Below are 13686 nucleotides of genomic sequence, written 5' to 3'. Positions count from 1 at the left end.
ACATGGGTAAAGAGGACACAGACGGGAGGCGGTGGGGCATTTTGAAAAGAAAAGTAATTACAACAGCGGCATTTTTAATCCCGCTCACATGTTTGTCGGTTCTGAGCGCGGTGCTGCCCGCAAAGACCTTTTCGGAGGAGGAAAACCGGTATCTGGCGGGAAAACCGTCATTTACGCCCGAATCCTTTATGGACGGAAGTTTTGGAAAAGATTATGAGACATGGCTGTCCGACCAGTTCCCGTTCAGGGGAACGTTTGTGGCAGCTAAAACCAACGCGGACCGGCTGATTCTAAGGGAAGACGTGAATGGAGTTTATTTTGGAAAAGATCATTATTATATAGAAAAAATGGATACCGAGGATTTAATGACGGAACAGCTGTCAAAGAATCTGGATTATCTGGCAGCCGCGGCGGCTGGTTTTACAGCCATGGCCGGGAAGGAACATGTGAAGATCATGCTGGTTCCATCCGCATCCCAGGTTCTGACCGGGAAACTTCCGCCCTTTGCGGCTCCTGCCGATCAGGCCGCGGTGACAAAGCTGGCCCGGGAAAAGCTTAGGAAAACGATGGGGGAGGATACCATTCTCCTGGATGTTGAAGGGACACTTAAGAAAGTAGCGGACGAACCGGTTTATTACAGGACGGATCATCACTGGACGACACTCGGCGCCTATTATGCCTACCGGCTGTACGGGCAGTCGGCCGGGTTTAAACCGTGGGAGCCGGAAGATTTTGTGGAAACGGTGGTGTCCTCTGACTTCCTGGGAACCATCCAGTCAAAGTTAGGCATTGATCTGGTTCCGGACGAAATCACATTGTTCCTCCCGGCAGCCCCTGTAAAATATAAAGTATTCTATGACGGGCTGCCGGAGGCGCATGATTCGCTTTATAACGAAAAGGCGCTGGAGAAAAAAGATCAGTATTCTGTTTTTCTGGACGGAAACCACGGATGGACAAAAATTGTAAATGAAAAAGCAGGGGAGGAGGCAAAGGGAAAGAAACTTTTGATGATAAAGGATTCCTATGCCCACTCATTTGCTCCCTTTGTCATCAATCATTTTGAGGAAGTTCATATGATAGATCTCAGATATTTTAATATGAAACCGTCGGATTTTGCGAAGAGTCAGGAAATTACCGACATTCTTGTGCTTTATCAGATACCAGGATTTGCAAAAGACGGGAATCTCTTCAAGATAGTGCGCTAAAACTTGACGGATCGCCATTTTCATACTAAAATAGACTATATCAAAAAAAAATAATTTTTTTTGGTATACGTGCAATAAAATGCGCATGTGGTGCATTAACTTATTGAACGGATGAAAATCATTTCTGTTCGGGAGACCAAAACGGATGAAGAACAAACCAAATATCAAGTTACTCGAAATTCCTTGATGCATTACACTCCGTTACGATTCCGCGAAGGCAGTACCCCACAGAAAATCATTTCAGCAGCAGGTTGACGACAACCAGAGCCTGCAGCTGAGTAAAAAAGAACCGGACTGAAAATTTCAGTACCGGTCTTTTTTATATCATAGGAAAGTGCCCGTATAAAAACCTCTTGACTTTCCCGTTAAAACACGGTATAAACGAGTGGCGCCCATAGAGTGCGGAATTTGGAAAGCACACTTTGCGGATTTTTTATTGCCAATCAATAAGGGAGAATTAAGAGAAATATGAAGATAGAAAATGACCTTGGAAAAGACGACATAAAGAAACTTGTAATCAGAATTGCGCTTCCGTCCATGCTGGCACAGTTTGTAAATGTACTTTACAGCGTGGTGGACAGAATGTACATAGGAAATATTGCGGGGATAGGAGAAATTGCGCTCGCCGGAGTGGGTATCTGCGGACCGATCGTGACGATGATATCGGCGTTTGCCTCCCTGGTAGGGATCGGCGGTTCGCCGCTTATGAGTATCAGAATGGGTGAGGGTAATGAGAAAGAGGCGAAAAAGATACTGGCCAACAGTTTTCTGATGCTGGCCGTTATCTCGGTCATCACAACGGCGGCGGCGCTGCTTCTGAAAAACAGGCTGCTCATGTGGTTTGGCGCCAGTGAAACGATTTTTCCCTATGCCAACGAATACATAACGATTTACCTGATGGGAACCATCTTTGCCCTGATGGCGGTGGGAATGAACCAGTTTATCATCTGTCAGGGATTTGCCAAGGTGGGAATGAAATCAGTGACCCTGGGAGCCGTTATCAATATTATCCTGGATCCCATTTTTATTTTCGGACTTCACATGGGGGTTGCGGGAGCCGCCCTGGCAACGGTTCTGTCGCAGATGGCTTCCTGCATTTTTGTACTTTTGTTCCTGTTTGGGAAGAAGGTGCCGATCCGGATTGGTTTCGGCGGCTACGAATGGAGAATTGTCAGGAAGATTACCGTGCTGGGAATGACGCCGTTTCTGATCATTGCTTTCGACAATGTGCTGATTATTGCCCTTAACGCGGCCCTGCAGCATTACGGCGGGGCGGAGGGAGACAAACTCTTAACCTGTGCTACGATTGTCCAGAGTTTTATGCTGATGGTGACGATGCCCCTTGGAGGCATCACAGGCGGCACAGAGCCGATTCTCGGATATAATTTCGGAGCGAGGCGTTCCGACAGGGTGTTAAGCGCACAAAAATATATTGTAAGCCTGGCACTCGCTTTTACAACGGTTATGTTTGTGGTTTCACAGACTATGCCCTACTATTTTGCCAGGATTTTTACACAGAACGAAGAATACATTTCCCTGACCGTGTGGGCCATCCGAATCTATACGCTGGGAATCATTCCTCTGGCTCTTCAGTATACGGTGGTCGACGGCTTTACCGGAATGGGAGTCGCCTCCGTGGCCATCTTCCTGTCCATGTTCCGGAAGGTGCTGTATCTGGGCGGAGTGTTCATACTTCCCATCCTTTTCGGCGTAACCTCCATCTTCTATACGGAGATGATCTCCGATTTCGGAGGGACGGTGATGAGCGTTGCCGTCTATCTGCTTGTGATACGCAAGATACTCAAAAGGCGCGAGGAAGGTACATTTTAAAAATAAAATAAATAAGACAGAAGCATTACAGGCTATAGTCTGCGGCGGCTCCCTGAGGGGATCCCCGCAGACTATATTTTAGTTAGTTTCTGTTTTGTCTTAAAGGAATGATACGGTTTGCCGTTTTCAGCGCATATCTTCCACAAGGAGGATTTGGATTGTGTCCGGAGACGGGTTCCAGTTCAGGACATATAAGGTGTATACCCTGTTTGGATTGAGGTTGATGAAGGTAGAGAGCAGGTTAACTGCCGGACGTGCGGATCTTGCCACGGAGACAGGATAGCTTCCCGGACGGAGTCTGCTGAAGCTTCCGGCTGTGCCTGGGCGGGTGTTGGTAAAGCTCATTAATCCGTTTGACAGAATTACGTTGACGGCTCCGCTTGCGTAAGCCAGGTTACAGACACGGAAACAGGAGTTGTTAAAGTTGGCGCTGCATCCGCCGTCCGTAATGGTGGTCAGGTTCATTCTGTTATTGGAGCTGACAATTGCGATGGTTGAATTATTGCCGATGAAAACATTTCGCTGCAGGAAGACAAAGCCATTGGCCGCCATAATCGTTACCCTGTGGAATCCTCTCGAGTACCTTCTGTAGCGGCTGACTTCCGCAAAGTCCATGCCGGTCAGGATAACCCGGTTGTCAACTTCCACCGTAAGGCCGGAGAATTCCGGGGAAGCGTTTATAAATCTGGCATTGACGTTCTGTGTCGGGAAGGGGAAGCAGTTTGGGCAGGGAATGACGGGGCCGGGCCCGATTGGGAACCAGTTCGGGTTAACGGAGAAATCGGGATCAATCACGTCGTAATCAGGCATAACGGAGAAATCGGGATCGATTACGTCGTCCTCCGGCATAACAGAAAAGTCCGGATCAATCATGCGGTTATCCTGCATAGCGGAAAGTCCGGAGTCAAAGTTTCCGTTATCAGCCGGGGTGGCAATACCGGAAACATCAGAGTCGTTCATTTCAAAGATATCTGAGTCCGGTGATAAATTCATTTCATGTAACATACCATACCTCGTTTTTTAGTGTTTATATTAAAAGTGTATTCATATAACTGTAAAATGAGCATGGACCGCCAAAAACTAAAAGAGACAAAATGCAATAAAATTCAACCTGATTTACCTGTAAATTACATAAAATTTACATATTTTACAAAAAGCTTGAAATAGTTATTTTCTCTGTGATATGATAGAAAAGATCGGCTTTTACCCGGCAGTGCCCCTGCCAAAAAAGCGGACACAGGAGGAGAATTTTTATGTCGATAAATGACGTAAGCAATCTGTTTACATTTGCCGGAGGCCTGGGCATGTTCCTATATGGTATGCGCATCATGGGTGACGGCATGCAGAAGACGGCCGGAAGCAAGATGAACCACTTTCTCGGCATGGTAACAAATAACAGGCTTCTGGGAGTAGTCCTGGGAGCATTAATTACGGCAATTCTTCACAGCAGTGCGGCGACGACGGTTATGGTAGTCGGTTTCGTCAACGCTGGGATTCTGAATCTGACACAGGCGGTGGGCGTTATTATGGGTGCCAATATCGGTACGACAATTACAGCCTGGATGGTATCTTTAAATCAGTTGGGGGACGCATTTACCGTACTTCAGCCGGCCTTTTTCGCACCGCTGTGCATCGGTATCGGTACGTTCCTGATCGTATTTTCCAAAAAGCAGAGAAATAACCTGATCGGTGAGATCGTAATCGGCGTCGGCCTTCTCTTTGTGGGCCTGGAATTTATGAGCGGAGCGATCAATCCCTATACGGATGCCCCTATCTTTGCAAAGGCGTTTGCCGTTATGGGGCGCAACCCGATTCTCGGCATCGTAACAGGAGCCCTGGTGACCGCGCTTCTGCAAAGCTCCACGGCTTCCGTCGGAATTCTTCAGACTCTGGCGATGAACGGCGTCGTGACGACGGGGGCGGCCATCTATATCACCCTCGGACAGAATATCGGAACGTGTCTTACGGCCATGCTTTCCAGCGCCGGAGCCAACAGGACGGCCAAGAGGGCGGCGGCCATCCATCTGACGTTTAATACGCTGGGAGCCGTTATTTTCGGTATCGGAATGTTTGCGCTGTCCCTGCTCCGGCCAGCGATGGCCGGTTCGGGGATTAGCTCCGTCCAGATTTCGATGTTCCATACAATTTTCAATGTGACGAACACCCTTCTTTTATATCCGTTTGCCAACCAGCTCGTGAAAATTTCAGGGCTGCTTGTAAAGGATGGGGAACCGGAAGAGGAGAGCAGAGAGGACAGCCGTGAAATCGAGACGGCCTTCCGCCATCTGGATCAGCGTATTTTCGAATCGCCTGTCTTTGCCATTGAGGTGGCTCAGATGGAGACCGTACATATGGGGCAGATAGCCCTCAATAATATCCGTCTTGCCACAAGCGCCATTTTGAACAGGGATAAAGAGAAGACAAAAGAGGTTTACAGGAATGAGAAGGACATCGACAGGATGGAAGAGCTTCTGACAGGATATCTTATCAAAGTCAATAACCTGTCCCTGACCGAACACCAGAAGCTCCTGGTCAACAACCTGTTCTACAGTATCAGCGATATTGAGAGGGTGGGCGACCACTGCGAGAACCTGGCGGAGCAGGCTGATTATATGGAAGAACATAAGGTGGCCTTCTCAGAGACGGGAAGCTCAGATTTGAGCGCGATCAGCGAGAAGGTGGTAAAATCATTCACCCACGCCATTGCGGCCAGACAAACGGGCGATATGGACGATGTGAGGAAGGTGAGCCAGTATGAGGACGACGTGGATATGCTGGAAGAAGAATTGCGGGACAAACATATTGAACGCCTTTCAAGCGGCCAGTGCGATCCGTCCTCCGGAGTCGTTTTCTTGGATATTATCAGCAATCTGGAGAGAATATCAGACCATGCCTATAATCTGGCGGGGTATGTGAAAGATGAGATGTAAGAGATTTTATTTAAGAAACTGAGTATGGAAAATTTCAGATAGAAAACGGATCATAAGAAACGGCTGGTGGAAAGTCCTTTTTCACAGGCCGTTTCTTATTTAAGTGACTTACAATGGAAAATCCGTGAAGCATACAACGGGATTTTGCAGATTACCGGGTCAGGATCCTGGGGTTTCTTTTTTGTTTAAAAGCTCCCTGTCAAAAAAAACATCGACGATCCGTTTTTCCGGAGGCGGGGTCAGAAGTGAACCTGCAATACCGCAGACAATCGCGATGGGCAGGGCAATCATCATCGGATGGACACCGATGGAGATGCCGCCGAACAGACCGATGACAATGGCGCCGGAGATGCCGCCTCCCAGCATGGAGGCCATGGCTCCTGCAGCATTAAAACGTTTCCAGAACATCCCGGCAACCACCGGCATAAAGAGCGCCGCAGACAGACAGGTCCACCCGTAAGTAGTCAGTTCCAGAACACTGTCGGGCGGGTTCATGGAGGCAATTACGCCGATTGCACCGACAACACCGGTGGCAAGGCGTGATATCATAAGCATCTTTTTCTCAGATACATCGGGATGGATGCTGCTGTAAAGATCCTTGGCTACCGCAGTGCCGACCACATGAAGCGTAGAGTCAACGGTGGACATCATAGCGGCAAAGATCGCCGAAATCATAATACCGCCCAGGACGGCATTCAACTGCGTTTTAATCAGCTGAGGCAGAGCCTCATCGGGGGCGTCCAGGCCGGGCAGCAGGATGCGGGCGCCGAATCCCATTACACTGACATTGAAATACATCCAGGTGATGAAAACCATGGCAATCGGAAGCGCCAGTTTCATGACCTTCAGATTTTTAGCGGTGGCAAAACGGATCAGCATATAGGGCTGTCCGAACGAACCGAACAGATAATAAACAACCCACGACACAATCAGAATATTGGGAAAGGCATTGTTTACCCCGTGGGGACTCAAGAGTCCCGGATCGATGCTCTGCAGGGCTGTCTGAAGGTTTCCGATGCCGCCTATCTTACTGAGAATAATCGGGGTGGCGAACAGAAAGCAGATAACCATGACAATGGCCTGAATAAAATCCGTGTAGGCAACAGCCAGGAAACCGCCTGCCGTGGTATAAAATACAACGATAATGCCAAAGAGAATGATGCCCCACATATACGGAATGCCGAAAATACTTTCCATCAGGATTCCTGAGCTGACAAACTGCACCATGAGCATTGGTATGTAGAAAATGAAAATCATCACGGCGATGATTGTATTGATGGTTTTATTTTCATAGCGGGCAAACAAGAGGCCCGGGATAGTGAGTGCATTGACTTTTTCAGAAATTAACCGTATCCTTTTACCGAGCAGGACCCAGGCCAGGATGCCGCCGAAGGACATGCAGAGCCCGCCCCAGATGACTCCGGCCCAGCCGTTGCGGTAACCATAGCCCGTAACACCAATAAAAGTGCTGGCGCTGATCAGCGTCGCAGCCCAGGTGGTTGCAATAACCCATGGCCCCAGGGAGCGTCCGCCTACATAGAAGGCCGACATGCTTGTACTTGCCTTACCGGCATAAATGCCGATTATGAAAGTCGCAATCAGATAAACGGTTAAAATGATCAGATATGTTTTTACCATTGGCAGAAATCCTCCTTTCTTGCAGCCGGTCCGCTACCACTTTTTATAGCAGTATACGGTGGCGCCAACAACAGAAGCCAGATAAATCAGCCAGAATACAGTTACCCAGTCCGGAAGATTAAACATTCTGTTTCCCCCTTTCATTAAGCGGATACGATTCCGCTTCCATGTACAGTAACCCCACCCTTTAAAATCAGTTCAGCCTGTGTAAGATTGGCCAGATCATCCATTGGATTGCCGCTCAGGACAAGCAGATCCGCCAGTTTTCCCGGTGTTATGGAACCGATTTTATCCTGCATTCTCAGGTTTTCGGCTGCGGTGATGGTAGCCGAATTCAGAATATCGCCCCTGCTCATCCCATAGGATTCCATCTGCTTCATTTCAAACAGGAAATCCTCATGGGGGGTGTAGGTAGCGCCGCAGTCCCGTCCGAAAGCAATTTTGACCCCAGCTTTGCAGGCATTAGAGAATTGACGCCCTTTACGTTCGTTTACTTCCGCTGCTGTACGGACTACAAAGGGAGTCAGCCATGTCCCGGGCACGGTTCCGTTCTCGGCAATCCGCACATAGGGGGTGAAGGTGGGAACAATATAGGAGCCTTTTTCCAGCAGTTTTTCGATTACCTCTTCGTCCATAAAACTGCAGTGTTCGATGCTGGTGGCACCCGCTTCCAGCGCATTTAAGATGGACTGTTTGCCATGACAGTGGACTGCGCTTGCCATTCCGTACTTTTCCCCCTGTTCAATGGCAGCTCTCATCTCATCCACTTCCAGTTCGGAAACACCCGGTTCTTCACCTTCCCGGCCAAGGCCGCCTGAGCCCATGAATTTCAGGAACTGGGCCCCGTCGTGTATCAGTTCCCGCGCAGCCTTGCGGGCTTCGTACGGAGAATCCACGATTTTCCCGGTAAAATGTCCTCCCGTCATTTTGATGGCCATACCACAGGAAACGATGCGCGGTCCCTCAAAACGTCCCTTTTCAACCTCATCCCTCAGGGCAATCACTTCCATTCCGGTGGAGCCGCAGTCACGCACCGTTGTGATTCCTGCGTGCAGAAGTTTCTCCATACTGTGCATGCACTCCATCAGGATCTGGCTGGTATTGGAATTATGCATAACCGTCATAGGCATATTTCCGCCGTTCATACACAGGTGGGCATGACATTCTATCAGTCCGGGAACCACATATTTTCCGGTCAAATCGACTACGTTGACGTCTTCATGCGCTTCGATCCCAGCCTCCACCCGAAGGATGCTTTCCCCCTCGATAAGAATATCTTTTGGAAGAAATCTGCTGTCCTGCCATACCAGGGCGTTTTTGTAAAGTGTCATCATTGAATCAGCCTCCTTCTCCCCCTTGAAACACCAGGGGCTTCTCTTTGATTTAATAGTATCTGAGGTTCGGGTTGAAGTCCAATTGAAAAAAAGAAGGTCTTATTGTAAAATTATTGACATATATAGAAACTTTCTATTATAATCCATTTAAAACCGGTGTAGAGGGGAGGATGAGTGTCATTAATATAGAAAATATCAAAGCATTTATTTTCCTGTATCGCAGCGGGAGCTTTCAAAAAGCTGCTTCCGAGTTGTATATTACTCAGCCGTCCCTGACATCCAGAATCAAGTCGCTGGAAAAGGAGCTGGAGGCCGAACTTTTTGTCCGAAGCAGAAAGGGTGTGGAACTCACTGAAAAGGGCCAGATATTCCTTCCCTATGCATTTCGCATCATGGACGCCTATACACACGGACGGGAAGCAGTCCGCAAGAAGAGCGACGTGCTCTGTATCGGTTCTTCCTCCTATTCGTTATTATTAAATAACATGCTGGATTTTTTGAGAAAAGACAGACAGCTCACGTTGAATGTAAGAACAGGGCCAACCCAGGCTCTGCTTGAATATCTGCTCAATGGTGAAATAGACTGTGCAATCTCCCAGTATATTGATCATCCGGATATTTCCCAGAGCTTTTTGTTTGATGAGCCTATTTCACTCTTTTCATCGCTGAATCATCCGTTTGCAGTCCGGAAAAAGCCGGTTACACTGGAAGAGCTTTCCCTTGAACCTCTGGTCGTGTACGACGGGAAATCGAGTTTCTGGTCTGAGATAGAGCGGTACTTTGACAGGAAGGGACTTATCCCTTACCGGATGGTGGAGATAGACAGCCTGGCTGCCAGTAAGAGCGTCATTATGCAGGGCAATGCACTTGCATTTCTTCCGGACCATCCGCTGGAAGCGGATGTGGCGGGAGGGAAGCTGTACAGGGTGCCGACAATTCCGCCGATCAGGGTGAAGAGGGGGAACTACCTCAGTTTCCGTAAGGATATAGCGCCCGAGAAGATGGGGTATGTTACATTATTATCGGAATATTTCACAGATCATTGATTCACAGAACAAGGAATATAAAAGCAGAAAATAAATAAGCGAATGCGGCATCCCGGCAATTTTGCTCACAGGGATGCCGTATTCGCTTATTATATAATAAATGTCACGTTTCTTCCAGATAGTTTTTTTCTATGTAATACCGTTCGGAACCCTTATGCAGCGGAATAGCCAGATCGTTGCAGATAAATCCTTTCTGCGTCAGTGAAGCGAGTGAATCGTGGCTGGCGGCCAGCTGTGGGATAGACTCATCCAGAATTTTCGTAATCTGGTAGACGAGATCCTCATCCATTCTCTCATCGACGCAGAGAAGGCATTTGATGCCGAAGGAGTCAACGTCTTCGTCCTGGCCCGGATACGTTCCGGCCGGGATTACCGTCTTATAATAGAAAGAATTCTTTGAAAGAATGGTCCCAAGTTCCTCAGGAGTGTACTTCAGGAGACGGCAGGGAATGGTATCTGCAAGCTCGGTCAGCCCGGTGATGGGAATTCCGGCGAAACCGTGTACGGCATCGAGACTTCCATCCTCTACGGCAACGGAACCGGAGCCAAGCCCGGAGTTGACAAGGGTGGTCCTTTTGGAGTTCAGGCCAACCGCATCGATGGCAATGCGTGCGGAAAGATCCGTTGTAGAACCCTGAGGGCCGATTGCAGCGCTTTTACCCGCCAGATCGTGGACGAAAGTGAGCCCTGCCGACTCAGGGGCCATCCAGTTGGAAACGCTGACATAAATGGCGCCTATGGTCCGAAGGCTCTTAACGGGCCGGTTCTCAAACTCATGTGTTCCGGAATACGCAGCCAGCGCCACATCTCCGCTTACAAGCCCCATGTCTATCTGTCCGTCCTCAATCCATTCCACATTGGTGAAAGAACCGTTGGAGGCGCTGATATTGATTTTGATATTGGAGTCATGCTCACTGATCACCTGGGCAATGGCATTGCCGACCGGGAACATGGTCCCCCCACTGTCGGCTGTTCCTATCGTCAGAACCTGAAGTCCGCTTTTCATCTCCTGGGATGTCTCAGAATCGGAGGAGAACGGGGAACTGTCGGAGCCGGAGGAAGAACAACTGCACAAAGCGGTGGAAAGACCCAGAAGGGCGGTAAAGACGAAAGCTTTTGAAAATAATTTTTTCATTTATATATCACCTGTTTGTATTTTATGGTTAAACATGGTTGTCTGATGCAGAAGATGATTAAAAAAATATGCGAAATCTTTACATCCGTCTATACTATAACACAGGTGGGGGAATTCGTCCAATAAAACAACGAAAAGCACGCTTCGCGCACGTTTCATTGCCAATCAACGATAAACAGCCCGGCTGTTTTTGGGGGGCCGGGCTGTCTATGTAAATTAGTATATTAAGTTAGCAATGAACGTGCTTTTATTTCACAAAACTTCCGAATACGGAAAGGAAGATTGGATTGTAGATATCGTCGATGATAACGGCGAAGGATGGGTAAAGAACCCATGCTACATTGTGCCATCCGTACTCATCCATAACGGCTTTCTCATTGGCAACGGCATTAGGGCCGGAACCGCATCCCCATCCGCAGTTACCTGCAGCCATAACAGCAGCGCCGTAGTCGCGGCCGAACATGTTGTAGGATACGAAGATTGCAAATGCTGCCATTAAGACTGCCTGACAGAGAAGGATGATACCCATCTGGCCGGCTACAGGAGCCAGTTTCGTGATATCGGTGGTCATGAGCACGAGAGCCAGGTAAAGTTCCAGGAACATATGCTCAATGGCGTCGACTTCAGGAACATAGAACTTGATATTGCATGCTTCCATAACATTACGGGCGATTGCGCCTGCGAACAGACAGCCGATGAATTTAGGCATTTCAATCATTGGGATGTTGTCAAGGATGCAGTAAATCGGCATACCGAGAGCAGCGATAAGCAGTGTCATGGCAAACATGGAAATCATTCTGCTGTTGTCAAGTGTTGCAACAGTACCTGTTTTTGCTGATTCCGGTTTGTCGTTCGGGTCGGATTTAAGACCGTGACGGGAAATCAGGAATGCGGCTACAGGACCGCCAATCAGGGAACCCATGATATTTCCCATGGTACCGGCAGCAACACCGATTGTGGTGGCATCCGCTGCGCCCCAGCTTTCAAAGATAGGTCCGAATGCGGATGCTGTACCAACGCCGCCCGACATTGCGGAAGAAGAGCATTGCAGAGCCAGAAGCGGATGAAGGCCAATCATGTTGCCTACGAATACGCCCAGAAGATCCTGAAGAGTAATCAGGACGCAGGCTGCGATGGCAATCATGGCGCAGAGCTTGCCGCCTGCATGGCGGAGCATCTTTAAGCTGAAGCCGAAACCTACGCAGAGGAAGAACAGGTTCTGGCATAAGTCTTTCATAATAGCTGCATCGAAGGAGAGGCCGATAATGCCGGCTCCTTTGATGATAGCGACAACAATTGAGAAAATGATACCGGATACAACCGGTGCCGGGATTGCGTATTTACGCAGTAATTTTGAGTGGTTTACAATCGCACGGCCAAGAAAGATTACAATGGCGGCGAAGCCCAGTGTGGTGAGATACTCGAACTTGAAATTTGCAACAGCCCCATCTGCTGCCGGTGTGTAAGTACCGAAATAGCCCATGATAGTTTCCATAGAAACAATACCCTCCATTTCTTTTAATAAAGTTTATATTTTTTTTATAAATTTAGTGTAAAAGATTCGTTAATCGAAGTCAATTTATGTAATTAAGTAAAGAGTTTAGTAACTATAGTAAGTGAATAAGGAGGAATTGGTGAGAAATTCGGACAGGCAGGGGGATTGGGGGGGGGTGAAAACACCCCGTGGAATACATCGCAAGTGAACAGTAACGTTGAGTGTGCTTGTTTCTCAAATATAAATATGCATTTCTATACTTCTGGCCTGCAGTATTGTATAATAGAATAAACAAGAATTGACCGGGCAGAGCGAGGAAAACTTCTTTACTATTTTGAAAGGGTGGAAAATGATGACAGAAAGTTCTGATAAAACAAAAGTTAAAAGAGAAGAAAGACGCAAATCACTCAGAAAGATAAAGAAATTGAGTTTCCAACGGTGCTTGATGGAGTTATCAACACATTTGAATTTATACTGGACGAAAATTTTACAAATGCAATTACCGCATATAATATTTGGGCATTTAGAGGAAATGTTGATGTTGGAATCATTGGAACTCCGCCATATAAAGGAAGCGCTGTTTTACAGTTATTTGATGAGATTTCCAAAATACTGTTAGATAATGGAGTAGATCCAAAATACCTGAGGACGGATTGAGAGAAGATAGATGGGGAGTAAACAATTCAAGTCTGTTGCGCCACACATTTTGAAGTTGTAAAGGAGGGATAATTATGGAATTTCCTTTTCTTGACGCACCAAACACAGCAGCGATTATTTGTTGTCATGTAATTAACGGCGAAGAACCTGTTTTATATGTAACACATGATGCAGATGATGGTATGTGGCAGTTTTTATGTGGAAAGGAACACGAAATAGAAGAGGCAAGGCTGGTTTCTCTAAAATATGTATTTGATCTGGATGACTCAGTTGGTATGTTGGCAGATATGCCCTGCGGTTACTATGCAATAAGACAAAAACGGGAGGATGATTGGATGGTTGGAAAGCGTTAAAGCTCAGTTTTACAAAAATACTGAATGGAAAAATTAAATTCGGAGGAGTTGTATGACGTTCCC

The 13686-nt window shown here is 47.6% G+C and carries 11 protein-coding genes; 6 read left to right on the top strand and 5 right to left on the bottom strand.

Translation table 11 applies throughout. The features are described 5' to 3' along the window. The first annotated feature begins 41 nt into the window (after window positions 1–41). Window positions 42–1205 (top strand): DHHW family protein, encoded by a 1164-nt coding sequence (locus tag V3C10_16510; protein WVP60905.1) that lies wholly within the window; start codon window positions 42–44, stop codon window positions 1203–1205. A 468-nt stretch (window positions 1206–1673) separates the two neighbouring features. Beyond that, window positions 1674–3035 (top strand): MATE family efflux transporter, encoded by a 1362-nt coding sequence (locus V3C10_16505; protein ID WVP60904.1) that lies wholly within the window; start codon window positions 1674–1676, stop codon window positions 3033–3035. Window positions 3036–3161: 126 nt separating this feature from the next. On the opposite strand, the gene V3C10_16500 is transcribed toward V3C10_16505, so the two are convergent. After that, a complete protein-coding gene (locus V3C10_16500; protein WVP60903.1) occupies window positions 3162–4040 on the bottom strand; it encodes a DUF4397 domain-containing protein in 879 nt (292 codons plus the stop codon). Between the two features lie 248 nt (window positions 4041–4288). Here V3C10_16500 and V3C10_16495 point away from each other — a divergent pair, with 248 nt between their 5' ends. Then, the gene (locus V3C10_16495) at window positions 4289–5965 is read left to right on the top strand and encodes a Na/Pi cotransporter family protein (protein WVP60902.1); all 1677 of its coding nucleotides are present in this window, start codon (window positions 4289–4291) and stop codon (window positions 5963–5965) included. 159 nt (window positions 5966–6124) lie between these two features. Here V3C10_16495 and V3C10_16490 read toward each other — a convergent pair whose 3' ends face one another. Both V3C10_16490 and V3C10_16485 read right to left on the bottom strand, forming a co-directional pair. Next, window positions 6125–7603 carry a sodium/proline symporter gene (locus tag V3C10_16490; GenBank protein ID WVP60901.1) on the bottom strand — a complete coding sequence of 493 codons (1479 nt, stop codon included), beginning with the start codon at window positions 7601–7603 and terminating at the stop codon, window positions 6125–6127. Window positions 7604–7746: 143 nt separating this feature from the next. Beyond that, window positions 7747–8937: an amidohydrolase family protein gene (locus V3C10_16485; GenBank protein WVP60900.1), complete on the bottom strand. Its 1191-nt coding sequence runs from the start codon at window positions 8935–8937 to the stop codon at window positions 7747–7749. A 170-nt stretch (window positions 8938–9107) separates the two neighbouring features. On the opposite strand from V3C10_16485, the gene V3C10_16480 reads away from it, so the two are divergent. Beyond that, window positions 9108–9983 (top strand): LysR family transcriptional regulator, encoded by an 876-nt coding sequence (locus V3C10_16480; GenBank protein WVP60899.1) that lies wholly within the window; start codon window positions 9108–9110, stop codon window positions 9981–9983. A 103-nt stretch (window positions 9984–10086) separates the two neighbouring features. Here the strand turns inward: V3C10_16480 and V3C10_16475 are convergent, their stop codons facing one another. Both V3C10_16475 and V3C10_16470 read right to left on the bottom strand, forming a co-directional pair. Then, window positions 10087–11118 carry a TAXI family TRAP transporter solute-binding subunit gene (locus tag V3C10_16475; protein ID WVP60898.1) on the bottom strand — a complete coding sequence of 344 codons (1032 nt, stop codon included), beginning with the start codon at window positions 11116–11118 and terminating at the stop codon, window positions 10087–10089. Window positions 11119–11365: 247 nt separating this feature from the next. Further along, complete coding sequence (locus V3C10_16470) at window positions 11366–12613, bottom strand: sodium/glutamate symporter (protein ID WVP60897.1); 1248 nt, start codon at window positions 12611–12613, stop codon at window positions 11366–11368. Between the two features lie 438 nt (window positions 12614–13051). Between V3C10_16470 and V3C10_16465 the strand changes: the two genes are divergently transcribed. Beyond that, a complete protein-coding gene (locus V3C10_16465; GenBank protein WVP60896.1) occupies window positions 13052–13270 on the top strand; it encodes a hypothetical protein in 219 nt (72 codons plus the stop codon). A 74-nt stretch (window positions 13271–13344) separates the two neighbouring features. Next, on the top strand, window positions 13345–13623 hold the full coding sequence (locus tag V3C10_16460) for a hypothetical protein (GenBank protein ID WVP60895.1): 279 nt from the start codon (window positions 13345–13347) through the stop codon (window positions 13621–13623). The last annotated feature ends 63 nt before the right edge of the window (window positions 13624–13686 follow it).

Origin of the sequence: [Clostridium] symbiosum, from assembly GCA_036419695.1 — a bacterium.
Lineage (GTDB): Bacteria > Bacillota > Clostridia > Lachnospirales > Lachnospiraceae > Otoolea > Otoolea symbiosa_A.
Note: the sequence above shows the minus strand (reverse complement) of the source record. Positions and strands in the feature narration are given on the sequence as shown.

Bases quoted from the DNA above. Each gene is read 5' to 3' on its own strand.
- V3C10_16485 (WVP60900.1), bottom strand. From the start codon at position 8,937: ATGATGACACTTTACAAAAACGCCCTGGTATGGCAGGACAGCAGATTT.
- V3C10_16470 (WVP60897.1), bottom strand. From the start codon at position 12,613: ATGGAAACTATCATGGGCTATTTCGGTACTTACACACCGGCAGCAGAT.
- V3C10_16480 (WVP60899.1), top strand. From the start codon at position 9,108: ATGAGTGTCATTAATATAGAAAATATCAAAGCATTTATTTTCCTGTAT.
- V3C10_16460 (WVP60895.1), top strand. From the start codon at position 13,345: ATGGAATTTCCTTTTCTTGACGCACCAAACACAGCAGCGATTATTTGT.
- V3C10_16490 (WVP60901.1), bottom strand. From the start codon at position 7,603: ATGGTAAAAACATATCTGATCATTTTAACCGTTTATCTGATTGCGACT.
- V3C10_16500 (WVP60903.1), bottom strand. From the start codon at position 4,040: ATGTTACATGAAATGAATTTATCACCGGACTCAGATATCTTTGAAATG.
- V3C10_16475 (WVP60898.1), bottom strand. From the start codon at position 11,118: ATGAAAAAATTATTTTCAAAAGCTTTCGTCTTTACCGCCCTTCTGGGT.
- V3C10_16495 (WVP60902.1), top strand. From the start codon at position 4,289: ATGTCGATAAATGACGTAAGCAATCTGTTTACATTTGCCGGAGGCCTG.
- V3C10_16505 (WVP60904.1), top strand. From the start codon at position 1,674: ATGAAGATAGAAAATGACCTTGGAAAAGACGACATAAAGAAACTTGTA.